Annotated in this window: 19 protein-coding genes; 9 read left to right on the top strand and 10 right to left on the bottom strand. The window is 59.2% G+C overall.

Annotation, left to right across the window (positions count from 1 at the left end):
• Nucleotides 1-69: 69 nt before the first annotated feature.
• Both E9954_RS00310 and E9954_RS00305 read right to left on the bottom strand, forming a co-directional pair.
• Complete coding sequence (locus E9954_RS00310; protein ID WP_136077268.1) at nt 70-1,419, bottom strand: Gfo/Idh/MocA family protein; 1,350 nt, start codon at nt 1,417-1,419, stop codon at nt 70-72.
• Nucleotides 1,420-1,433: 14 nt separating this feature from the next.
• The gene (locus tag E9954_RS00305; RefSeq protein ID WP_136077267.1) at nt 1,434-2,843 is read right to left on the bottom strand and encodes a Gfo/Idh/MocA family protein; all 1,410 of its coding nucleotides are present in this window, start codon (nt 2,841-2,843) and stop codon (nt 1,434-1,436) included.
• 142 nt (nt 2,844-2,985) lie between these two features.
• On the opposite strand from E9954_RS00305, the gene E9954_RS00300 reads away from it, so the two are divergent.
• From E9954_RS00300 to E9954_RS00290, 3 genes are read left to right on the top strand one after another with little or no spacing between them, the layout of a single operon-like run.
• Nucleotides 2,986-3,747, top strand: a complete 762-nt coding sequence (locus E9954_RS00300) for a 3-keto-disaccharide hydrolase (protein ID WP_136077266.1) — start codon at nt 2,986-2,988, stop codon at nt 3,745-3,747.
• Nucleotides 3,747-4,382, top strand: a complete 636-nt coding sequence (locus tag E9954_RS00295; protein ID WP_136077265.1) for a 3-keto-disaccharide hydrolase — start codon at nt 3,747-3,749, stop codon at nt 4,380-4,382. The genes E9954_RS00300 and E9954_RS00295 overlap by 1 nt, the downstream gene beginning before the upstream one ends.
• A gap of 24 nt (nt 4,383-4,406) precedes the next feature.
• On the top strand, nt 4,407-5,327 hold the full coding sequence (locus tag E9954_RS00290) for a 3-keto-disaccharide hydrolase (RefSeq protein WP_136077264.1): 921 nt from the start codon (nt 4,407-4,409) through the stop codon (nt 5,325-5,327).
• Nucleotides 5,328-5,458: 131 nt separating this feature from the next.
• On the opposite strand, the gene E9954_RS00285 is transcribed toward E9954_RS00290, so the two are convergent.
• The 8 genes from E9954_RS00285 to E9954_RS00250 all read right to left on the bottom strand — a co-directional run bounded on the left by E9954_RS00285 (nt 5,459) and on the right by E9954_RS00250 (nt 14,011).
• Nucleotides 5,459-6,310 (bottom strand): class I SAM-dependent methyltransferase, encoded by an 852-nt coding sequence (locus E9954_RS00285; protein WP_136077263.1) that lies wholly within the window; start codon nt 6,308-6,310, stop codon nt 5,459-5,461.
• Between the two features lie 76 nt (nt 6,311-6,386).
• Nucleotides 6,387-7,514, bottom strand: coding sequence for a putative lipid II flippase FtsW (ftsW, locus tag E9954_RS00280; protein ID WP_136077262.1), 1,128 nt, complete (start codon nt 7,512-7,514; stop codon nt 6,387-6,389).
• 100 nt (nt 7,515-7,614) lie between these two features.
• On the bottom strand, nt 7,615-8,565 hold the full coding sequence (locus tag E9954_RS00275) for a LysM peptidoglycan-binding domain-containing protein (RefSeq protein WP_136077261.1): 951 nt from the start codon (nt 8,563-8,565) through the stop codon (nt 7,615-7,617).
• A gap of 51 nt (nt 8,566-8,616) precedes the next feature.
• On the bottom strand, nt 8,617-9,927 hold the full coding sequence (murD, locus tag E9954_RS00270) for a UDP-N-acetylmuramoyl-L-alanine--D-glutamate ligase (RefSeq protein ID WP_136077260.1): 1,311 nt from the start codon (nt 9,925-9,927) through the stop codon (nt 8,617-8,619).
• A gap of 176 nt (nt 9,928-10,103) precedes the next feature.
• Nucleotides 10,104-11,321 (bottom strand): nucleoside permease, encoded by a 1,218-nt coding sequence (locus E9954_RS00265; RefSeq protein ID WP_136077259.1) that lies wholly within the window; start codon nt 11,319-11,321, stop codon nt 10,104-10,106.
• Complete coding sequence (locus tag E9954_RS00260; protein ID WP_222846986.1) at nt 11,318-12,112, bottom strand: sugar phosphate isomerase/epimerase family protein; 795 nt, start codon at nt 12,110-12,112, stop codon at nt 11,318-11,320. Before E9954_RS00260 ends, E9954_RS00265 begins: the two co-directional genes overlap by 4 nt.
• Nucleotides 12,109-13,074: a Gfo/Idh/MocA family protein gene (locus E9954_RS00255; protein WP_136077258.1), complete on the bottom strand. Its 966-nt coding sequence runs from the start codon at nt 13,072-13,074 to the stop codon at nt 12,109-12,111. Before E9954_RS00255 ends, E9954_RS00260 begins: the two co-directional genes overlap by 4 nt.
• Nucleotides 13,075-13,237: 163 nt before the next feature.
• Nucleotides 13,238-14,011 carry an AraC family transcriptional regulator gene (locus E9954_RS00250; RefSeq protein WP_136077257.1) on the bottom strand — a complete coding sequence of 258 codons (774 nt, stop codon included), beginning with the start codon at nt 14,009-14,011 and terminating at the stop codon, nt 13,238-13,240.
• Between the two features lie 240 nt (nt 14,012-14,251).
• On the opposite strand from E9954_RS00250, the gene E9954_RS32920 reads away from it, so the two are divergent.
• Genes E9954_RS32920 through E9954_RS00220 form a run of 6 tightly spaced genes read left to right on the top strand, consistent with a single transcriptional unit; the run spans nt 14,252 to nt 24,262 of the window.
• A complete protein-coding gene (locus E9954_RS32920; RefSeq protein ID WP_222846985.1) occupies nt 14,252-17,287 on the top strand; it encodes a M90 metallopeptidase family protein in 3,036 nt (1,011 codons plus the stop codon).
• A gap of 20 nt (nt 17,288-17,307) precedes the next feature.
• On the top strand, nt 17,308-19,767 hold the full coding sequence (locus tag E9954_RS00240) for a glycosyl hydrolase family 95 catalytic domain-containing protein (RefSeq protein WP_168441861.1): 2,460 nt from the start codon (nt 17,308-17,310) through the stop codon (nt 19,765-19,767).
• 18 nt (nt 19,768-19,785) lie between these two features.
• On the top strand, nt 19,786-20,928 hold the full coding sequence (locus E9954_RS00235; protein WP_136077255.1) for an aldo/keto reductase family protein: 1,143 nt from the start codon (nt 19,786-19,788) through the stop codon (nt 20,926-20,928).
• A 57-nt stretch (nt 20,929-20,985) separates the two neighbouring features.
• Entirely contained in the window at nt 20,986-21,561 is a 576-nt protein-coding gene (locus E9954_RS00230) for a cupin domain-containing protein (RefSeq protein WP_136077254.1), read from the top strand.
• A gap of 25 nt (nt 21,562-21,586) precedes the next feature.
• A complete protein-coding gene (locus E9954_RS00225) occupies nt 21,587-22,609 on the top strand; it encodes a zinc-dependent alcohol dehydrogenase (protein ID WP_136077253.1) in 1,023 nt (340 codons plus the stop codon).
• Nucleotides 22,610-22,618: 9 nt separating this feature from the next.
• A complete protein-coding gene (locus tag E9954_RS00220) occupies nt 22,619-24,262 on the top strand; it encodes a sodium:solute symporter family transporter (RefSeq protein ID WP_136077252.1) in 1,644 nt (547 codons plus the stop codon).
• Nucleotides 24,263-24,270 lie beyond the last annotated feature (8 nt).

The following is a 24,270-nucleotide window of genomic DNA, read 5'->3' as shown; positions in this document are numbered from 1 at the left end:
CTGAAAAACTCCAGTTGCGAAGAGCCCGATTAGTGAGTATTCGTGGTTAGTCCATCCCCGTCTCCAGGCCTACAGCTTGTAGTATTGTTCCCACCCCTTGCGGACATGGTCCTTTAGGAGAGCATTGGCCGTTTTGTTGTTGGTAATCTGCATCTTCGTGCTGTCGAACTTGAGCTCGCCACCCAAGTGCTGGGCAATGCAACCGAGGTTGAGCACCTGCGTGAGCGGCCCGGCCACCGAGAAGGGCGAATTGGTCTTTTCCTCGCCCAGGCAGGCCTTCATGAAATTCATGTAGTGGTTGGAGTTTTTGCCGAAATCCTTCGGAAGCAATCCGGCCTGCAAGAGCTCGCGCATCTTTTCGTAGGGAATCACCTGCAAGGTAGAACCATGGCTGCCGCCCTGGAATGTTAGATCGCGGGTATAAATGAACTTGCCCGGCCCTTTCATCTCACGATCGGCGAACTCCTTCGGAACCGGTGGCATGTTCTTCACGCCATCATACCAATCGATATCCATCGCCGGCATGCCGTTGCGGGCCGGGAAGGCAAAGTTGATGGTCGACTCCATCGGGAAGATGTAGTCGTTTTGCCCAACGAGTTTTTTGGCCGAAATGGTTTCGGGCAATCCCAGCTCGAGGAATTGGTGGATGGTGTCGAGAATGTGCGCGCCCCAGTCGCCGAAGCACCCCGTGCCGAACTGGTGCCACCCGCGCCAATTGCCCGGATGCAACTTGTTGCTATAGTCGATCGCGACCGGGGTCGTCCCCTTCCACAATTCCCAGTCGAGGTTTTCCGGAACGGCCGCGCCGGATTCGAATGCCTTCACATCGCCCCAGGGATGCCAGCGGCGGCCTTTGTTCATGTAGGCATCGACGTGGGTGACATCCTTGATGATGCCCGCGTCTTTCCAGGCCTTGAACTGGTAGTAGTTGTTATCGGAATGGCCTTGGTTGCCCATCTGGGTTACGACGCCGTATTTCTTTTCGGCGCGCATCATCAGTTCCACTTCCTGGAACGTCCGTGCCATCGGCTTCTCGACATAGACATGCTTGCCCAAAGACATGGCCATCATGCAGGCCGGGAAATGGGAAAAGTCCGGGGTGCAGACCAGGACCGCATCGATCTCGTTGGCCATTTGGTCGAACATGGCGCGGAAATCCGTGAACTTTTTCGCGTTCGGAAACATTTTCTCCGATTTCGCGGTATGGTCGCTCCCCAACGCCACATCGCACAGCGCCACGAAGTTGGCGATGCCGGTTTGGTTGATGGATTTAATGACCCCACCGCCCCGGCCCCCGATGCCGATGGCGGCCACGTTCACCTTGCCGTTGGCGCCGAGCACCCGGCCAGGGATGAGGGAAAGGGAGGCCGTTGCACCAGCGGCCAATGTCAGGTTTCTTCTGGAAATGGAAAGCGTCATGGTTATTTCCTTGGTTAGATTTTGTAGTATTGTTCCCAACCCTTACGAACCTCGTCCTTCAGGAAGCCGTTGGCCAGCTTGCTGTTGGTGATCTGCTTAGTCTTCCGGTCGAAGGTGTATTCGCCGCCGAGGCGCTGGGCAATGCAACCGAGTGCGAACATTTGGCAGAGCGGGCCGGACACCGAGAACGGCGAGCGCGTCTTTTCATCGCCACGCACCGCGTTAATGAAATTGGCGTGGTGGCTCGAGTGCTTGCCATAGTTCTTGGAAACCTTCCCATCGACCAGCATCTGCTTGAACTTGTCGTAGGGGACAATCTGCAGCGCGCTCCCATGGGTGCCGCCCTGGAACACGAGGTCTTCGGAATAGATCACCTTTCCGTTGCCCCGGAACTTTTTGCCGCCCATCTCCTTCGGTGTCGGTGCATGGTTGCCGGCTCCGTCGTACCAGTCGATATCCATGGCCGGCATGCCGTTGCGGGCCGGGAACGCAAAGTTAATGGTGGACTGCAGCGGGAAAATATAATCGTTTTGCCCGACCAGTTTCGACGCTTTGAACGAGGAAGGCAAACCGAGTTCGAGGAATTCATGAATGGTGTCGAGAATGTGCGCGCCCCAGTCGCCGAAGCACCCCGTTCCAAACTGGTGCCAGCCCCGCCAGTTGCCGTAGTGGTAGCGTTGGTTGAAATCATGATGCTTGGCCGTTGTCCCCAGCCAGGTATCCCAATCCAAGCCCGCCGGGAGCTTGTCACCGGGCGGGAAGCCGGTCACATTGTCCCAGATATGCCAGCGCCTCGGGCTGTTCATCTGCGCATCGACGTGGGTTACGTTTTTGATGATGCCGGTTTCTTTCCAAAGCTTGAACTGATGATAGTTGTCGCCGGAATGGCCTTGGTTGCCCATTTGGGTGGCTACGCCATATTTCTTTTCGGCCTTCATCAGCAACTCGCACTCCTGGAAGGTGCGCGCCAAGGGTTTTTCAACATAGACCGGCTTGCCCAGCATCATCGCCGCCATGGTGGCCGGGAAGTGGGAATGGTCGGGAAGACCGATGCAGACCGCATCGATCTGACTGCCCATTTCGTCAAACATTTTCCGGAAATCGCGATATTTCTTCGCATCGGGGAATTTTGCGGCGGCAGCGGCGGGGGTGGCCCTTGCACTCATCCAGCCCGGGATGGAATAATTCGGCTTCTGGTCCGCGGGCGCGACCGGGGAATCGCTATCGATATCCACATCGCAAAGCGCCACCACGTTCACGCCCGGCACCCCGCTGATGGCCCGCAGAATGTTACCGCCCTGCTGGCCGATGCCGATCGCCGCCAGGTTCACCTGGTTGTTCGCGCCCAGCACCTTGCCGGGAATTAGGGAATATCCGGCAACCGCTCCTGCCGCTCCGAGAGTCTGTCTTCTGGAAATAATCATTTCATTGTCCCTTTCAGGTGGCTTGGCCACGTTTTCCTATGGTGGTCAAAATGTTTAAACAATGGAGCTTGCCAAGGCAACCCTATTTTGTAACTTTCAATGACAAATAGATTTCAACCCTCAATCAACAAAGGTGGTTCAGATGAAAACAACATCCATTAAACGAACGCTGCCCTGCATAATTGGACTCGCAAGCCTAACGCAATTCGCCCTGGGCAACCAGGTTTCCGAAAGCCAAGTGCAATATATCAAGAAATATGAAAAGCAGGCCAACGTACCGGTTCCCGCCGAAATGCTGCTCAACACCGATCCCGAGCCGCAGCTCGAGAGCGGGTTCACCGCATTGTACAACGGCAAAGACCTCGCCGGGTGGACGCCCCTGGGCGGCACGTGCACCTTTGAAGCAAAGGGCGACACCATCTTGGGCACCTGCGTGAAGGGCTCCCCAAGCACCTACCTCTCCACCGTAAAAGCCGATTATGCCGACTTCATCTTCACCGCCGAAATGAAATGGGAAGTCGATGGAAACTCCGGCGTGATGTTCCGCGGCTTGCAAAAACCCGGGAAGAACGACGCTGTCATCGTCTATGGCCCGCAGGCCGAAATGGAAGGCTTTGCAACCGGTCGTGGCTGGTCGGGCGGCATCTATGGCCAAAGCGCCGGAGGCTGGTTCTACCCGCTTTGGCTCGAATCCCACGCCGAAGCGCGCAATGCGTTGAAAGAAGGGGACTGGAACCGCATCACCATCAAAGCCCAGGGCGACACCTTCAAAACCTGGATCAACGGCGTTCCGGCCGGCCACTTGAAAAACGACGAATACAAGCAGGGCTTCTTCAGCCTCCAGGTTCATTCCGGCAAACAGGGTTGCATCCACTTCCGCAACCTCAAGGTTAAGGAGCTGTAATGAAAACAACCGTATCAGCACTCCTTCTGTTCGCTTTGGCCGGTGTTCCCCCCCTTCAGGCCGGAACCGATGGCTGGGTTGCGCTCTTCGACGGGAAAACCACCCAGGGCTGGACCAACCCCTATGCGCATGGCGAAGTGAACGTCGTCGATGGCGAAATCCACCTCCTTGCCAATAAAAAGTTTTTCCTCTGCACGGAAAAAACCTACTCCAACTTTATCTTGGAAGTGGAACTGAAGATGCCCGAAGGCAAGTCCAACTCCGGCGTCATGTTTCGCTGCCACGTCGAACCCAAAAAGGTCTACGGCTACCAGGCCGAGTGCGACACCTCCGACCGCGCCTGGTCGGGCGGACTCTACGACGAGGCCCGCCGCGGATGGCTCAACCCGCTTAAGCCCAACGATTCCCCTTCGGGCAATGCGTTCCGCAAAAAGACCAAGGGCGCGCTCAAGCGCAACGACTGGAACAAATACCGGATCAAGGCCGAAGGCGACCACCTCCAGATCTGGGTGAACGATGTCCTCTGCACCGACTACACCGACAGCATGGATGCCAAAGGCCACATCGGCATCCAGCACCATGGGGAAAAGGGCCAGACCTACAAATTCCGCAACATACGCATCAAGGAACTTTAGGAATTCCAACGGAGGAAACCGGAAATGATCAAAGCAACCACCACGCTTTTGCTTCTACTCGCATCGCTATCCGTCCACGCCGCCAAACCACCGGAGACACCTTCGTGGACGGATGCGGCAACCGCCGCCAAGGACGTCGAACATTTCGACACGATTGGCGAATATGTTGCCAAAGACGGGAAAACCGCCATCCAGGCCAACCTGCTTAGCGACGGCGAGTTCCTGGTGGCCCTCTACCAAGGCGGACTGCCCGGCGACGGATGGGACCTCTCGAAGATCGATTCAAAAAAAATGCCCGCCATGGCCTTGAAGGAACTGCTGGCAAGCTATTCCAAAGTGGAACGCGAAAGCCCCACCCTTGGAAAACCCGCGCCCGCCAACGCGATCATCAAATTCCCCGACGATTTGACCAACGTGGCAGACGGCATCATGCAGGCCGGAGGCAAGACGGCGAAGGATTTGGGGTCGTTCCACATGCACCTCGAATTCCTGTTGCCGCTCAAACCCGGCCACAACCCCTCCAGCCAAAAGCGGGGCAACAGCGGCATCTACATCTTCAACAATTATGAGATCCAGGTGATCGACACCTTCGGGCTCGACTACAACAACCCCGAAAACAACGCCATCAAACCCGAATCCCTCAACAAACAGTGGTGCGGATCGTTTTACAAGCAGAAGCTCCCCGATGTCAACATGACCTACCCGCCGCTGCGCTGGCAGACCTACGACATCGACTTCACCGCCCCCGTGCTCGACGGCGGCAAGAAGGTGAAGAACGCCCGGATCACCGTCCGCCACAACGGCGTGCTGATCCACGACGACTTCGAGCTGCTAACCGGCACCGGCAACGGCGCCAAGAAACCCCAACTCGCCGAAGGCCCGGTCTTCTTCCAGGCCCACGGCAACCCCGTGGTCTACCGCAACGTCTGGGCCACGGAACTGTAACGTGATTCGTGAAACGTGAGGCGTGACACATGAGGCTTGCTTAAAAAACCTAGTCACGCCTCAATCATCACGCATCTACTTCAACGCCACATCCACCTTGTAGAAAAAACGGGCGCGCAGATCCGTGAACACTACGAAAAAGTGTTGATCCAGCAGGCCCAGTTTCCGTTGGGGAGTTCGTTCACGCCGGGCTTGCCGGTGAGGAGCATTTCGCCGCACTCGAACGTGCCGGATTGATGGTACTGGCGGAGGAGGTTGCCCAGCACAATGGGCGAGAAACCGGGGGTGTGCGAGGTGAGCAGGACGAAGGCGGGATCTTCGGAAAGCACCTCGTGCACGAGGTCGAGCGTGGTCATCAGCTGGTCTTCAATCTTGTAGAGCTCGCCCTTCTTGCCGCGCCCGAACGATGGAGGATCGAGCAAAATGCCGTCATAGCGGTTGCCGCGCTTCACTTCCCGGCGGAGAAACTTGATGACGTCGTCGACGATCCAGCGGATGGGGGCATCCTGCAACCCGTTGAGCTTGGCGTTTTCGCGGGCCCACTCGACCATGCCCTTGGAGGCATCGAGGTGGCAGCACTGCGCCCCGGCCTGGGCGGCGGCGAGCGTGGCGCCGCCGGAATAGGCAAACAGATTCAGGAACTTGAGTTCCCTCCCCTTCGTTTGCGCCTGTTCCCTGAGCGCCGAGCGGATCCACTGCCAGAGCGAGCGCGTTTCGGGGAAGACGCCAATATGCCCGAAGTCGGTGGCGGAAAGCTTCATCACCACCCCGGCAATCTCGACGTTCCAGGCTTTCGACACCTTGCTGCGGCCCTCCCAGTTCAGCCCGCCGACGCGGTCGAAGCTGGCCGTGGCGGTTTCCCACAACCCGGGATTCCGCGGCGCCCAAACCGCCTGTGCGCAGGGGCGGTCCAGGATAATGTCGCCGTAGCGTTCGAGTTTTTTTCCGTTGCCGCTGTCGAGCAGCTCATATTGATCGTTCATAATAAATTCCTAATTCGTGACGATTGAAAAGTGAGTCGCGAAACCGAATCATGGCTCACGCCTCACGTTTCACGCCCTACACTTTCCTTGCCCGGTCTTTGAAGGGGTTGCGGGATGATTTCGAGGGCGACTTCATGCTGGAATGGGCGACGTTGACGAGGATGCCGATCATTACACCGGAGATGACGAGGCTGGATCCTCCATAGCTGATGAAGGGCAAGGCCAGCCCCTTGGTGGGCACGCAGCCGGTTACGACGGCAAAGTTGATCAGGGCCTGGATGGTGATCATGAGGGTGATCCCGAAGGCGAGCAGGCGCCCGAAGTCATCGCGCGCATTGAGCGCAATGCGCAGGCCGAGCACAAACAGGACTACATACATGACGATAACGAGTAGCGAAGCGACCAGCCCAAGCTCTTCCCCGATGATGGGGAAAATGAAGTCGGTGTGCGCCTCGGGCAGGTAGTTGTATTTCTGCATGCTGTTGCCAAAACCCACCCCTCCAACATCGCCGCCGGCAAAGGCGCGCAGCGAATTGATGAGCTGCCAGGCCTTGTCTTTTTCATATTTCTGCGGATCGAGGAAGGCGAGGATGCGGCTCATGCGTTCCGGGTTCTGGAAAATCAGGACCCCCACCCCGAGCAGGCCGATGGCCCCGATAATCAGCAAAGGCGCAATGCTCACCCCCCCTAGGAACATCATGGAAACCGCAACCGTCGAAACGAGCATCGTGGTGCCGAAGTCGGGCTCGACAATGATGGGAAGCGCAAAGCACCCCAGCAGGACAAAAGGCACAACAATCCCGCGCTTCAGCTCGTCGATCCGCCGCTGGTTGCGCGCCAGCCACCAGGAAAAGAGCAGGATGACGGCCACCTTCGAGATTTCGGAGGGTTGGATCGTGATGGGGCCGATGCGGATCCAGCGCCAGCTTCCGTTGATGTAGCTGCCGATGCCCGGAATGCGGACGAGGATCAGCAGGAGAACCGAAAACGCCGCGATCGGAATGGCGAGTTTCTGGTATGCCCGGTAGTCGAACCGAGCGGCAACCGCCGCGGCAATAAAAGCAAACGCCAGCCAGATGAGCTGGCGTTTCACAAAATAGCTGGCGTCGTCATACTTTGCCGAGCTGGCACTGGCCAGCACCAGCACGCCGAGGGTGACGAGAATCAATACGATGGCTATGAAAAGCGAAATGGTCCTACGCATTGCTCTCCACCCTTCTTTCCCCCCAGAGACACAGAGGCACGGAGATTACAGAATCAACTCTGAGTCTCCGTGCCTCCGTGGTAAAGCAAGTCAAATGAGTCTACTCCGCAATCGGAATACGCAGGCGCTGGCCTTCCTGTACCTGAGATTCGTTCGAGATGTTGTTCAGGCGCATGATCTCCCCTTTGCTCACGCCATACTGGCGGGCCACATCGTCGAGGGTTTCGCCGGGATAAAGCACCTTGTCCTCGATCACGTCGAGCGACATCGGCTCATCGGGCGTCGAGGTGGTTACCGGCGGTGCCATCATCGGAGCTTCATCCACCACTGGCTGGGCAGGCTCCACCGGGGTCGGCGCCGGTTCAGCCTTCTTCGTGGAGGAGGACGTACGGCTAGAGGAAGGCACCTTACCGTAGCTCGGGATATCGAGCGTGTCGCCGGCCATGATCTTGTCGCCCTTGATGTTGTTGAGCGAACGGAGGTCGTTGATGCCCACACCGGCGGCGAGCGCGATTCCGGAAAGGGTGTCGCCCTTCTGGATGGTGTAGGTTCCGCCCTTCTTGATGGAACCGGTGGATTTGGAAGTGGTTGCCTTGGAAGCGCCGCGACCGGCCGGAACCGCCAATTCCTGCCCAACATAAAGCACATCGGGATTGGAGAGGCCGTTCATTTCCACCAGTGTTGCCGTCGTGGTATCGAAATCGATCGCCAATTGGGAAAGCATGTCGCCCTTCTGGACAATGTAGATTTCGGTGGAGCCGCTGGTTGAAACCGGAGGCTGCGGTTCGACGGAATAGTCGGAGCTTTGGATCTGGTCGCCACCATACATGGCATCGCCCGGCATCGTGTCGTCGGTGTAGTACGGATCCGTTGTTGCCATAACATCCCCCGCCGAATCCACATCTTTGTGTTCATGCTTGAACGGGCCTTTGTGCCTGGCGCCTGCGCCTCGGCCGCTACCCTGCGACTCGGAGGTAACACAACCCTGGGTGAGGGCAAAAACGCACAAAACGGCGATGTGCAATCCGACTACTGCTGATCCGATTTTCATATTCAAACTCCTATTTCCAACGCGCCCTGGTTGCGGACGATTCCATAATTTTCACGAAGCACCCTGTTTAGCATGTTTCGCGCCGATGAACAGCTTTTCAAAAAGCTCTCCACGCTCCTCGAAACTCCGAAACTGGTCGAAACTTGCACAACCTGGGGATAGAAGAATGGTATCCCCTGCCCTGGCCGCGCTTTGGGCGGTGCTGAAAGCCTTGTCCAACGTACCGCATTCCACGCAATTGCAAACCCCGCCCCAGGCCTCAAACATTGACCGGGATGCTTGACCGATAACGTATATGCTCCGTACCCGTTCCGCCAGTATTTCTTTTACAAAAGTGTAGTCGGACTCCTTCGGCAAGCCCCCCGCAATCAAATGGATGCCATCCCCGCAGGCCGCTACCGCCGCCCCCAATGCCGCCAGGTTCGTGGCCTTCGAATCGTCCACATAGGCCACACCGTCCATCTCCCCCAGCCGCTGGAGCCGATGCGGCAGCGGCTGAAAACTCCGAGCCGCCTCCAACACCGCCTCCGGCGATATTCCGCAGGCCTCGGCAACGGCGGCAACCGCCGCCCCCGTGCAACTCCCCAGCACCGGGGAATCAAAAAGGGTTCCGGACAGATCGATCAACCTCTCACTTTTGCGAAAAACATTCCCGTTTTCGAAGGAATAGTCGGCATCCGCGGTTCCGCCGAAGGTAACCCACCGACGCCCCCCCGGCACGTCCGCCCTGAAATCGTCCTGCAGATCGACGGGAACAAGGCAGACATCCTCGGCAAACGAAGGGGATGGCCCGAAAATCCGGGCCTTGGCTCTCCGGTACAACTCCATGGTTTCATGGCGATCGAGGTGGTTGGGCAACAGGTTCAGCACCACCGCCACATCGGCCCGGAAGCTCCGGACGGTTTCGAGTTGGAACGAGCTAACCTCCAGCACCAGCCACTCGAGGCCGGGATGGTCCAGCACCGCCTCGCAGGCCGGAATACCGTAGTTGCCCCCGATGGCCGCCTTTTTCCCGGCCCGCTCCAGGCTTTCGTAAATCCATTTGACCGCCGTGCTTTTGCCGTTCGAACCGGTGATGGCCACGGTCTTTCCCCGGTGGCGCGACCAGCCCAGCTCCAACTCGGAAAGTAGCGGAACGCCGGCATCCCGAACCGCGCAAACCCACGAATTCAGGATCCCGAAACCGGGGCTGACGATGCAGACATCGAACTCATTCTCCTTCAACGCCCGCTGGACTTCCGGATCGCCCGCCGTCTCTCGCGTCAGCACCAGCGTATCGCACCCTTCGGAACGGAGCATCCGTTCGGCGGCCTTGCCGGAGCGGCCATACCCTAGAATCAGTGCCAACGTATATTTTTCCACACGCGTGTCCCACAAAGCTTCAAAAACATGGGAATCCCTGGTTGGACCAAACAGACCAAACGAAAAAACCTAAAGCAGGAATCCCATGAAAAACGTACAACACGGCAGTCTGTTCAGCCAACTGTTATCCCGCCTCAAAAAAAACCCCGGCATTCAAGGCGGATGAAGCCCCCCGGCTAGGCTTGCTCCTCTTGCTTGGCGCCGTGGTCTTTGAACAACGCCGTGAAGAGCAACATGATGACCCCGGCCATGATGGCCGGGAAGAGCCACACGGCGCGCCAGTTGATGATCTGCTCGACGGTGAAATATTTCACGACTTCGCCGGAGAGGTTGGCGCCGATGACCATGCCGACGCCATAGGTGACGAAGGCGATGAACCCCTGGGCCTGCGCCTGGATGGCCTTGGGCGCGGTGTTGTCGACATAGATCTGGCCGGTGACGAAGAAAAAGTCGTAGCAGATGCCGTGCACCAGAATGCCGATATAATACATCCAGACCAACGACTCCGGATTACCGAACGCAAACAACACATAGCGGAGCACCCAGCAGAGCATGCCGATCAGGAGCATTTTCTTCACCCCGAGCCGCACGAAGAAAAACGGCATGATGATCATGAAAATGAATTCCGACATCTGCCCCATCGTCATCTTGCCCGCCGCGTTGGCCACGCCGACATCGTTCATGAACATGTTCGCGAAATTATAATAGAACGCCAATGGAATGCAGATCAGCAGCGAGCCGGCCACAAACACCGCAAAGGAGCGGTTCTTCATCAGCTTCAGGGTTTCCAGCCCGAGAACATCGCGGACCGTGACCTTGTGGCCCAGCGATTTGGGCGGCGTGTCCGGCAGGAAGAGCGCAAAGATCCCGAGCAACACCGAGGACCCCGCCGCGATCTTGAGGGGAATGTCTTGCGCCTCGATCTTCATGAAGCCGATCACCAGTCCGGCCACGATCCAACCCACCGTTCCGAACACGCGGATCACCGGGAACTGTTTTTCCGGATTCTCCATTTTGTTGAACGAAACCGCGTTGGCCAGGCTCAACGTTGGGCTGTAGCAGATGGCATAGGCCAGCAGCACCCAAAACAGCACGGCGGGCTGAACCACGCCGCTGGCATACCAAAGCAGCCCCCCGCCCACCAGATGCATGAACGCCATCACCTTCTGCGCGGCGAAGAACCGGTCGGCCACCATCCCGACGATGAACGGCGCAATCACCGCGCCCCAGGGAATGGCGCTGTAGGAGCGGCCGATCTGCGCCGGATCGAACTTCAGGGTTTCGGAAAGATAGGTGCCCAGCGTAACATACCATGCGCCCCAGATGAAAAACTGGAGGAACATCATGATTCCCAGGCGGGCCTGGACTGAAAAGGTCATCCGTTGTTCACTCATGCGTACACCTCGAACCGTTCGACCGCCAACAGAATGTCTTCTTCGCGTCGGTCCCCGCCCTCCCGTTCGATCGCGAACGCCCCCGTATAGCCAATCTCCTCCAGCGCATGGAAAAACGCGCCATGGTCGACTTCGCCATCGCCCCATGGGACTTCGGAACCCCATTTGCCGGGAACCGGCGACGCCATCGCATCCTTGACGTGCACGTGCCGGATCCACGGCCCCAGGATGCGGATCGCCTCAATCGGATCGCCTTTGCCATAGAGAATCATGTTGCCGGGATCAAAATTAACGCCGAGCGCGGGGTGTTCGACCACGTCGAGGAAATGGCGGAGATCCTCCGCCGTCTCCTGGCCGGTCTCCAGCAGAATCAGTATCCCGCAATCCTGCGCGGCGTCGGCCAGCTCCACGATACGGTCGCAGAAGGTACGGAAACCGGCGGCATCGGAATGGTCGATGAAGCCCGCATGGAACGAGAGCTGCCCCACTCCCAGTTCAGCCGTGGCCTGGATGGCGTCGAGCGCGATGCGGCGGTTTTCGGGCCAGACCTCGTCGGGCACGATTCCACCGGTGAGCCGGATGGCGTCGAGCGAGGAATAATCCTCCTGCGGGAATCCGGTCATGGTGCAGCTCACGGTCCATCCGTTTTCGGAAACGAGGCCGCGCAGTTTTTCCGCCGCCGAAATATCGAGATGCAGGCACGATAGTTCCGGCCTTGCCATTGCCCGGGCAATCCTTTCCGCGTCGTTGCGCAGCGACCAGCTGCAAATTCCAATAGGGTTCTTCATCATTTCATCGTCTCCAACGTCAAGCGCACCGATTCGCGCGCCTGCTCCGGTGTAATCACATCCTTGCCCGCCGGGCCAGCGACCCGTGCGGCAAAATATTCAATTTCCCTTTGATAGCCGTTGCCCACGTGCCGCTCCGGCGCATAGGCATCGCCTTCCGGCGGATAAACCATCAATCCATCTCCATCCAACACCGCGGCCGCGTTTTCGAACACCACGCGGAATCCCATCCGGAACCCGAACGACGGCGGCATCATCCAGCTTGCCGTCGCGGTCACGACCTTGCCCGCCCCATAGTCCATCCGGGAGACCACGTGGCCGGGTTGACCGTTTGCAAGAGCCGCATGCTCCGACTCAATTGCCGCCGGCGCACCGAACAGGTATTGGATAAAATCGAGATCGTGGATGTGCAGGTCGAGCGCCATGCCCCCGCTCTTTGCGGGATTCGCGAACCAGGAATCGGCGCTCCACGCGGGCGCACTGGCCAGACGCGAAAAGTCCGCCGCCTTCACGGCACCGAAGGCCTCGCTTTCGACGGCGGATTTCAGCCAGGCATATTCCGGCCAAAAACGGATGCAGTGGGCAATCATCAGCTCCTTCCCGGCGGTCTTGGCGGCGGCGATCATTTCGTCGCAATCCTGCACCGAAAGCGCCATCGGCTTTTCGCAAAGCACATGTAGGCCGGCTGCCAGGCTCTGGATCGTCGCCGCCTTGTGAAGGTGCGTGGGCAGGGCAACCGTTACCGCATCCAGCGTTTCGGCGGCCAGCATTTCAGCGGCACTCCGATACACCGCAACACCGTCCAGGTTGAGGCCATCGCCCCCCGTCTCGATGTTGCCCTGGGTGGCTCCGAATGCGGGATTGATGTCGCAGACGGCGACCACCTTGGCATCCTCCCGCGCCTGCCAGTTGCGCAGATGGACTCCGCCCATGTATCCCATCCCCATGATCCCAACGCGGATCATGGGCGGCCCTCGGCTTCCGGGGCCGTTTCCGGTTTCCGCCAACGCGCTGCACGCGTTCCGGCGCACAGGGCCAATGGACCTCGCTTTGTTTTCCAAGACATGGAGACAAGCTAGCAGAAGGGGAAATGCTGCGTATTGTAAAATTAAGGCACGCGGGTGTACATCACCATGGGATTTCGCGCCCGCCTTCGCGGTACTCCCGGGGGGAAAGCCCCATGACCTTCCGGAAGTTCCGGATAAAGTGGCTATGGTCGTAGAACCCCGCCTCCAGCGCAATGGAAGCAATGGTGTCGTTGGTGGTCGAGAGGAGCCGGCAGGCGGCCCGGACCCGCACATTCAGGATATGCTTGGTGGGCGAAATCTTGAACACCTTCTTGAAGCTGCGTTCAAATTGGCTCGAAGACAAATGCATGATTTTCGCCAAATCCTCCACCTTGATCGGGTCGGCATAGTTTTCGCGGACATAGTCGAGCACCTCGTTCATCTCCATGTAGGGCCGGAGCTTCTCGTGGGCGCTGGTCATGTTGCGGGCAATGCAGGCCAGGCCAACAATTTCCCCCTCGTCGGAATAGAGCGGGATCTTGGTGGTGACGAACCAGTTGATCGAGTTGTGCGGATCGGGGGCCAGCTCGACGTGGTCGATCACACTCTCCCCGGTTTCGAAGACATGGTTGTCGTCCTTCACGTAGGCATCCGCGCGATCCGCCGAAAAGATGTCATAATCGGTTTTCCCGATCATGTCCTCTTCCCGCTCAAACCCGCACAGTTGAACCGCCACGTTGTTCGCCATCATCACCCGCCCGGCCCGGTCCTTCGCCACAAAGTAAACGCCGGGCAGATAATCGAAAAGCGGCTGAAGCTGGGCGCCATGCAACGAGGCGCAAAAAGCCTCGCAACCCCGCAGCGTCCCTTCCTTCGTTCCTGATCCCCTAGACATGTTGTGCACAATAGCAGACCGGAGCCGAAGCGCAAGGCTTCTACCCGATCAAGCGGCTTGAACAATCCGGAACCAACAGCCCCGCAGGCATGGCCGGAGGCCGCGCCTTTGCCATAAACAGGGAACCGGGAATCCCACTATTCTACACAGGCATGCCAAAATCCTACAAGACGGCCACGGTGCGCCGTGGTTAGCTTCCATGGTTTAGATTGGACGAACCATTTCCCAAGGATTGTTGACATGTTTCAGACTGGAAATTACCAAGTACCGAAGGGTTCCTTCGCACGCACCGCGCTCGTTCTGGGATTCGCCGTCTTTCTGGGCGCCCTGCAACATCCGTCGGCCTTCGCGGCAGCTCCGTTAAAACCCGTCTTCCCCGGGGCGGATGAAAACACGCCGTCGTTGTCGCAATATTTTTCGTGGATCAACAACACCAACGAAGGCAGCAACGAGAAGCAAACGCTGATCAACCTCGGCTTTTTCGAATGGCTGCACGATGAATACGGCATGAAGCTCGACATCTATGCGTTCGATGCGGGGGCGATCGACGGCCCGCGCTACTACGGCAGCACGGAATCCACCAAGTTCAAGAAGCAGTTCCCCAACGGCTTCGGCCCGATCTATGAAAAGGCGAAATCGTTCGGCTGCCGCCTAGGCGTCTGGCTGGGGCCGGATGGCTTCGGCGACACACGGGAAGAGGAACAGGAGCGGATCGACCAGCTGGTCGGGCTGTGCCGCGACTATGAATTCCAACTCTTCAAGATGGATGCGGTCTGCACCCAGCTGCGCACCAACAAACAGGATGCCCTGGCGCGCCTGATGACCGAATGCCGCACCTACAGCCCCGACCTGATCCTGCTGAACCATCGCCTCAACCTCGGCGATGCCCTGCCCCACGCAACCACCTTCCTATGGGGAGGAGCGGAAACCTACATCGACGTCCACATGGCCAATTGGAAAAAGACGGGCACCCACAACCGCGTCCAGGCCCTCTCGCGCGGGCTGGTGCCCGACCTGAAGCGCCTGACCGAAGACCACGGCGTCTGCATCTCCTCCTGCGTCGATTTCTGGGACGACGACCTGATCCTGCAGGCGTTCAACCGCGGGTTGATCCTGGCGCCGGAAATCTATGCCAACCCGTGGTTCCTGCGCGACGACGAATTCCCCAAGCTGGCACGGATCTACAACCTCCACCGCCGCTACCGCGACATTCTCGTGAAGGGCATCGTGCTTCCCGAGGAGCAATACGGCCCCAACGCCGTGGCGCGCGGCGACGGCACCCGCCGCTTCATCACCCTGCGCAACCTCACCTGGAAACCGGTCACCTATTCGATCCGGCTGGACGAATCCATCGGCCTCAAGGCCCAAGGCTCCGTGGCCCTCCACCAGTTCCACCCCACCGAAAAGTTCCTGGCCCAAAAGAACGCCGGCGAAAGCGCCGCTATCACCGTCATGCCATTCCGCAGTTGCCTGTTGCTCGCCACCACGGAACCGATCAACGAGGTGGTTCTGAAAGGCACCGACTACGAGGTTGTGCGCGACACCGAAGGCAAAGACATCCTCGTCGATGCGTTGGGTTATCCCGGCACGAAGGCAACGGTCACGCTCCCGGAAGGCAAGCGCGTCGACGTCTCGTTCCCCGGAACAAAGATCAACGGCCCCTGGCACTACAAGGTCGGCGATCTGCAACCCTGCGAAATGCCGCCGGACGCCGAGGCGCTGTATGAGGCCACGATCTACTCGACCGACAACGACCCGCTCGAATTCCGCTCGCTGCGCCGCGCCGGCCCGACCGCGATTCCGCAGGTGCAGGCGGCGCGCGATGCGTTTGTTGACCAGCGCATGGTGCACGAGCGCGGCATCGACCCCGCCTACCTGTTCGACAACGACCTGGCCACCGCCTACAACTTCAGCCGCACCTTCCGCTTGAAGACGAAACGGAACATCCGCCTCGATTTCGGCGCGGCCATCGACATCGACCAGCTGCTCTTCATCCTGCCGGATCTCCTGCGCACGAAAGAAACCTTCACGGCCGAAGTATCGGCCAACCTGAAAAGCTGGCACGCCGTCCCGATGGTCGTCAACGGCAACGAAATCAGCTTCAAGATGGCCCCCGGCGAAAAGATCCGCTATTTCCGCACCGACTTTGTTCCGGACGAAGTGGTCGAGATCGAAGGCTACGCGAAGAAGACGCTCCTCGCCAGCAACGGCTGGCGCATCTCCTACCTCTACGACACCTTTGCCAACCGCCCGCCCCAAAAAGCATTCAGCCTGAAGTTCACGTTGGATGAGTTTGTGGAGGGCAGCTATTTCTGCGTTGCACTGGAAGGCCAGCATGGCCATGAAGGCGCGTATGCCGCGCTGCGCGTCGGCGACGCCTACGCCGGCGCCCCCAACCGCGCGCCGTCCTACCCGGTCAACGCATGGGAATATCCGCCGCGCAGCTTCGACAGCCACAACACCTACTACATTCCGATCACCCGGGAAATGATCGGACAGCCGCTTGAGCTGGTGGTGCTGGCCTTCGACCCAGAGAACGTCGATTTCGCCCCCGGCGCCTGGGTTACGGCCAACCCGGTTCCGATGGTGAAGCAGCGGATCGTGCTTCCACGCGAAGTCGTCACCGCGTCGCCGCCGACCGCCGACCGCTTCGACCCCGTTATCCGGAACATCGAGGGCTGGAAGGTCTATGTCGAACCGAAACTGCTGGACACCAACGAAGGAACGGAAGCGTTGGAAATGCTGGCCAACCATCTCCAGCGCATTTCGATCCTGCTGCCGCCGGAACAACGGGCAAAAATGCGGCAGCTCGAAATCTGGATCGAGTCCAGCCACGAGCTGGGCGCCATGCAATACCACCCCAGCGTCGCGTGGCTGGAATCGAAGGGCTACGATCCGCGCCTTGCCAACAAGGTGCACATTCCCCGGGCGGAAGCGCTGCTTTCGCGGAGCTATATGATCAAGCAGCCCGCCGTCATCCTCCACGAGCTGGCACACGCCTACCACAACAACGTTCTTGACGGCGGCTTCGACAATCCGGACGTCATCGAAACCTACGACGCCGCCATGGCGGCGAACCTTTACGACAAGGCGTTGCTGTTCAATGGGCGGACGGTGCGCCACTACGGCGCGACCAACCACAAGGAATATTTCGCGGAAGGCACCGAGGCCTATCTCTACCGCAACGATTTCTACCCCTTTGTCGCGGCGGAACTTAAAATCCACGATCCCGCCCTCTACACCCTCATGGAAAAAACCTGGGGCTCGCTGAAGTGATGCACAGAACAGGAACAATCATGAATCTCAAAAAAATTGCAGTCGCATCCGCCATGCTTGCGTTCGCCGCCGCGGCATCCGCCATCACCCAGCCGTTGCCTGTGCCCGAGCGCGGCTTCATCAGCTCCACGCCGGGCGAGACGTGGGAACAGGGCCTGCTCTCCGGCAACGGCACCCTCGGCCTCAACGTCTTCGGCAACCCGCTCGCAGAAACCGCCATCCTGACGCACGAGCGGTTGTTCATTCCGCTGGACAAACCCCACATGCCGCCCGACAACGGGAACCGCCTCTTCGAGATCCGCAACCTGATCGACCGCGGCCTCTACAAGCAGGCGACCGAGCTGGCGCTCGATCTTTCCGGCCAGGAGGGCTTCCTCTACCACGACCACTTTGTCCCGGCGTTCGACCTGAAAATAAACATGGACGCCAAGGGCGAAGCGAAGAACACGATGCGCAGCGTCGATTTCCAGACGGGGCAAGCCACCATCCAGTGGTCGGACGATCAAGGCACCTATGAGCGCCGCTCGTTTGTCTCGCGCGCCGACGGCGTGGCCGTCATGCAGATCGTCGGCACCGAAAAGGGTTCCGTCGGCTGCCGCCTGAAAATGCAGGTTCGCGATCCGCACCCCGAATTGATCGGCGGCGGTCGCACGCCCCAGAAACCGCGCTCCGACAGAATGTATGAATACTACGTCACAAACACCACCTTTGCCGCCACCGGCCCGGCACTGACGGTTCGCCAGAACTTTGCACGCGCCTACCCCGGCAGCATCCACGCCATGGAAGGCATTGCCCAGGTCATTGCCACCGGCGGAAGCGTGTCCACCGAAGGCAACGAGCTGGTCGTCAACGGTGCGGATCAGGTGCTGGTGCTGATCGATGTCGAGATGGTCTACGATCCGGCCCAATCCGTGATCGGCGATTTCATGGAACAGCTCGCCGCCCTCCCGGCGGACTACGACGCCCTGCTCGCCCGGCACGCCCCGCTCCACAACAACATCTTCTCGCGCATGAAGCTCGATCTCGGCGGCGACGAGCATCACCTTACGACGGAAGAGCTGCTGGAAAAGACCAGCTTCGAAAAGCTCAACCGCACGCTGATCGAAAAGGAGTTCGACGCCGCGCGCTACAACGTTCTCTCCAGCACCGGAGAACTGCCGCCGAACCTGCAGGGCCTCTGGGCCGGAACCTATGTGCCCGACTGGGCGAGCGACTACACGCATAACGGCAACGTGCCTTCCGCCATCGCCAGCATGCTGATGGGCAACATGCCGGAGCTGATGCTCTCCTACACCTCCTACATCGAGTCGCTGATCCCCTATCTCGAAATCAACGCCAAGCACATCTTCGGCGCGCGCGGCATCATCCTGCCTTCGCGCTCGACCACCACCGGATACAACAATGCGATCGCCGGGACATTCGCAGGCGGCTTCTGGGTGGCGGGCGCCGCCTGGGCCTCGCACTTTTTCTACGACTACTACCTCTACACCGGAGACCGGGAATTCCTCGTCGAACATGCCCTGCCCTTCATGGAAAAATCGGCGCTCTTCTTCGAAGACTACCTCTACGAGAACGATGCCGGCATACTGGTCTTCAACCCGACCCAATCGCCGGAAAACACCCCGGCCAATTCCGACTCGCAGGGCTCCTTCAACGCCACGATGGATGTCGCCGCCGCCAAGGAGCTGCTGGGCAACCTGATCGCGGTCAGCGAAGAGCTGAACGTCAACGCGGATAAGATTCCGCTCTGGCAGGACATGCTGAAGAAGATGCCCGACTACCTGGTGGCGGAAGACGGCCAGCTCAAGGAATGGCTCACTCCGAAACTCGAAAACAACGACAAGCACCGCCACTCGTCGCAGCTCTACGCGCTCTACGACGGCATGCCGCAGGAGATCGCCGACCGTCCGGATCTGCAGGATGCGTTTCGGAAGAGCATCGAATACAAGCTCGACAAACATTGGCGCGACAACAAGCGCGGATTCATGTCGTTCGGACTCGTGCAGCTCGGGCAGGTGGCCACCAGCCTGGAAAACAGCGAACTCGCCTACGAGTGCCTCACCCACCTGGTGAACCGCTTCTGGCTGGGCAACATGGCCAGCATGCACAACGCGAAGGCACTGCTGAACATGGACATCAGCGGCGGACAACCCGCCGTCATCATCAAAATGCTGATGGCCTCCGAACCGGGCAAAATCAAACTGCTGCCCGCCCTGCCGAAGGAATGGCCGGAAGGTGCGATCGAAGGCATCCTCTGCCGCGGCCAGATCGAACTCAAGCGCCTGCAGTGGTCGCCGGAAAAGGTCACGGTCGAAATGGTCTCCGGCAAGAAGCAGCCGATCGAGCTCGCGCTCCCGTCCGAGATCAACGACGTCAACGTTGTTTCCGGCAAGGCTTCTGTCAAAAAAGGCGAAGGAAGGAATTCCCGCAAAGTCACCCTCCCCGCCAACCAGTCCGTCACCTTCGAAATAAAACTTTAATCATTAAGGACATCCAATATGCCTCAGAAAATCGAACAGGTTTGTTTTGATCAAAGCATCCAGCCGATCGATCCGGCGGCGGTGCATCAGGTAAAACTGGCGAGCGACCGCATGATGCCGGTGGCGGCCTACGGAACCTTCCACTCGGATTGGGCGCAGAACTATATGGAAGAGGCCACCGCGGAAGCGATCCGTCTGGGCTGGCGCCACATCGACACGGCGCGCGCCTACGAAAACGAAGAGGTGGTCGGCGAGGCGATCCGCCGATCGATCAAGGCCGGCCACATTGCCGCCGCCGACGATCTATTCATCACGGGCAAGCTATGGAACGGCCACATGAATCCGAGGGACGTGGCTCCGGCTTGCGAAGCCACGCTCAAGGCGCTCGGCGTCGACCAGATCGACCTGTATTTGAACCACTGGCCATGGCCGAACGTCCACACGCCGGGTTGCGCGGGCGAGCACCGCAACCCCGATGCCGTCCCCTACATCCACGAAGCGTTCATGGAAACCTGGGGCGAGATTGTTAAGCTGAAGAAAGCGGGCAAGGTCGTCGACATCGGCACCTCGAACCATACCGAAGCCACCATGAAGCTCCTGCTGCGCGATGTGGTCGAAGAAGAGCGCCCCGTCTGCAACCAGATGGAAATGCACCCGCTGATGCAGCAGACCGAGCTGCGCCGCTATTTTGAATCCGAAGGCGTCGTCTGCAACGGCTACATGTCGCTCGGCTCCCCCAACCGTCCGGGGCGCGACACCTTCAAGGAGCACCGCGCGGATATGCTGGATCCGACCGTTCAGGCGATTGCCGCCGAGCTGGGCGCTTCCCCTGCCAAGGTGGCGCTGGCCTGGGCCGCGCAGCGCGAAAACAAGTCCGGCGGATTCGTGGCCATGGCGACGCGCTCCGACTGGATTCGCGACAACCTCAGCGTTGCCACCGAAGACCTGCTCTCGCCGGAACAGCTCCAACGCCTCTGCGGAATCGACGCCAACAACCGCCTGATCTGGGGCCAGGTTTTCCTCTGGCCGGAAGCCGACGGCGACTGGCGCATCCTTTGGGACGACAGCCAGGTGTTCGAAACCCGCGAAGGCTACGCCAAGTTCAAGGCTTCGTGGGAAGCGCACAACAAGGTTCAACAGGAAACCACGTTCAAAGGATGAACCGGAACGAGATGGCCACTCCGGAACCATCGTTCAAGTTGTTCTGAAAGATACTATATGGATTATTTTGATCTTAATTCAACCCCGCTTGTCGGCACCTTGGGTGCCCATGGGTTCATTGATGATATGCGCCGACTTCCTGCCATTGATTCGCAGGCTTCTTTTAACGAGGTATGCCGGGGAATCTGCAACATCTGGCGAAAGCATTATCCCGAGGGGCGCGGCGCCACCTCCAGCGAATTTGAGCGACTGAGCGGACGGATCGCTCAGGGGGCAATAGAAAAACAAGTGATCCAGACCTCGTGGGGAGGAGTGGTGGTTACCCGTTATCAGCACCCCGATGTGGAAAAGTATCTTGTTGTCCGGCAGGGCGGATTTCTTGCTCTGGAGAAACATGCGGAAAAAGATGAGCTTGTAGAGGTGAAGGAGGGCGCCGGAATCTTGCTATGGAGGAATGGCGGCGAACCAATGCTCGCAGTTCATGTCCTTCAGCCCGGGGACTCGTTTCGTTTTAAACCCCAGGTTGAGCATTGCGTTATTGGAACGGAGGATCTGCTTCTGTTCGAGCGTTCAACGGATCCGCAGGGTATGGATCAGGATTTGCAGTTTATATACACCCCGGCAGAAGAGTAGAGAGAAAAGAAGTAGAGGTGAGACGATGAGACAAGCCATCATGACCGAACCCGGTCGCATTGAATTCAACGAAGTCGAAGCGCCCGTTGCAGGGCCCGGCGAGATTTTGCTGCGCGTCAAAAAGATCGGCGTGTGCGGATCCGACATCCATGTATGGCACGGCCTGCATCCCTTCACCCCCTACCCCGTCGTTCAGGGGCATGAGTTTTCCGCCGTGGTCGAAGCCGTCGGCGAGGGCGTCACGAAAGTGAAGCCGGGCATGAAGGCCACCGCCGCACCGCAGCAGGTGTGCGGGGTCTGCAACCCGTGCAAGCGCGGCGACTACCATATTTGCGACGCACTGAAGGTACGGGGCTTCCAGGCGCCGGGCTGTGCGCAGGATCTGTTCGTTGTGCCGGAAGAACGCATCGTCGCCTTCCCCGATTCGCTCACCTTCGAGCAGGGGGCATTGATCGAGCCCGTTTCCGTGGCGGCCCATTCGACCAGCCGCGCCCCGGCGCTCGCAGGAAAGAATGTGGTCGTGTTCGGTGCCGGCACCATCGGCAACCTGGTGGCGCAGGCCGCCCGTTGCCGCGGTGCAAAAAAAGTGATGATCACCGACATCAGCGACTTCCGTTTGGCCAAAGCGAAGGAAGCGAAGATCGACTTCACCTGCAACGTAACGAAGGAAAACTTTGCCGACGTGACCCAGGAAGCCTTCGGCGACGACGGCTTCGATGTGGCATTCGAGTGCGCGGGCGTCGAGGCCTCGTTGGATACTGCGGTGCAACACATCCAGAAGGGCGGCAATATTGTGGTGGTGGGCGTCTATGGCGAAAAGCCGCGCGTCGACATGTCGATCGTCGGCGATCGCGAGCTGAGCCTGATCGGAACGCTGATGTATCGGCAGAATGATTACGAGCAGGCGGTTGAATGGATGGCCGACGGCTCCATGGTCACGGAACCGCTCGTGACCGGGCACTTCTCGTTCGAGCAGTATAACGAGGCCTACCACTACATCGAGAAGGAAGGCGACACAACACTGAAAGTGGTCATCGACTTGGATTAGGGGGAAGATATGGGTTCGGGCATTTCAACAATCGACACGATCATCATCATCGTCTACCTCGTCGGCATCATGGCCGTGGGGATTCTGGCGGGGTTCAAGAAGGACACGTCGTCGGAAGATTTCTTCCTCGGCGGACGTTCGCTGAAGTGGCCGATCATTGGAACCGGCCTGTTCTGCGCGAACATTTCGACCATCCATCTGGTGGGGCTGGCATCGTCCGGCTACCAGCACGGCCTGGTGGTGGGCAACTTTGAATGGATGGCGGCCTTCTGCCTGATCCTGCTCGGCATGGTTTTCGCGCCGTTTTATTTCCGCTCCAAAATCAGCACGTTGCCGGAATATGTCGAGAAGCGCTATGGATCGGTTGCGCGGAGCTTCCTGGCCGGCATCTTCATTATGTCGGCGTTGCTGGTGCACATCGGCATCAGCCTCTATGCGGGGGCCAAGGTGCTGGAAGCCTTCTTCGGGATCAACTATATCGTTTCGATCATCGGCATCTCCGTCATCACCGCCATCTACACCATCCTCGGCGGCCTCAAGGCCGTCATGATCACCGACGCCATCCAGGCCGTCCTGCTGCTGGGCGGCGCGGCGTTGCTGACCGGGTTCGGCATCCAGGCGCTGCCCGAGGTAGGCATCGACAGCTGGGCGGCTTTCAAGGCCGCCTGCAAGCCCGACCAGCTCAGCATGATCCAACCGATCCTCGCGGAGGGTGCGCCGGGCCGGTTCGACCTCAACGAGTTTTCCTGGTATTCGATCCTCTTCGGCTATCCGGTGCTGGGCATCTGGTATTGGTGCACCGACCAGACCATTGTGCAGAAAATCCTTTCGGCCAAAACCGAGAAGGACGGGCGCGACGGTGCGATCTTCGCGGGATACCTTAAAATCCTGCCGGTCTTCCTGATGGTGTTGCCGGGCGCGATCGGCTATGTGCTGTTCAAGGAAAAGATCGGCGACGACCCCGACTCCACGCTGATGGTCATGATGACCGAGCTGCTGCCCGTCGGCATCCGCGGCCTGATGGCCGCCGGGCTGCTCGCCGCGCTGATGAGCACCATCGAAGCGGCGCTCAACTCCACCGCCACCATGGCGGCCGAGGATATTTTCAAGCGCGTTCGCCCCGGCACCCCCGACCGTCAGCTGGTCACGATTGGCCGCATCACCGCGGGCGTCGTGGTGGTGCTGGCGATGCTCTGGTCGACGCAGGGCGGCAAGTTCGGCAGTATTTTCGAAGCCATCAACAAGATTCCGATGGCGTTTGCGCCGGGCATCACCGCGATCTTCCTGTGGGGCATCTTCTGGAAACGCGGCAACAACCAGGGCGCATTGGCGGCCATGGTATTCAACGTCGTCATCGGCCTGGTCTACCTCGCCATCGACATTCCGCTGATCGGCGAAAAGCAACTGATCGCCAAGGAGCTGGGCATACCGTTCATGCAGGTGGGTTGGTATCTGTTCATTCTCTCGAGCCTCGTCTATTTCGTGGTCAGCCTCGCGACCCCGGCCCCCGCGGCGGAAAAGGTGGAAGGCCTCTGCTGGACGCGGCCGCTCGACGCCCTGCGCGGAAAACTTGAAGGCACCATCACCGATCCGCGCGTCATGGCGGCGATCCTGTTCGCCATCATGATCGTGCTCTATTCCATGCTTCACTGAAGGACGCT

The sequence above is a fragment of the Pontiella desulfatans genome (assembly GCF_900890425.1).
In the GTDB taxonomy this organism is placed as follows: domain Bacteria; phylum Verrucomicrobiota; class Kiritimatiellia; order Kiritimatiellales; family Pontiellaceae; genus Pontiella; species Pontiella desulfatans.
This window is presented reverse-complemented; position numbering and strand designations above follow the sequence as displayed.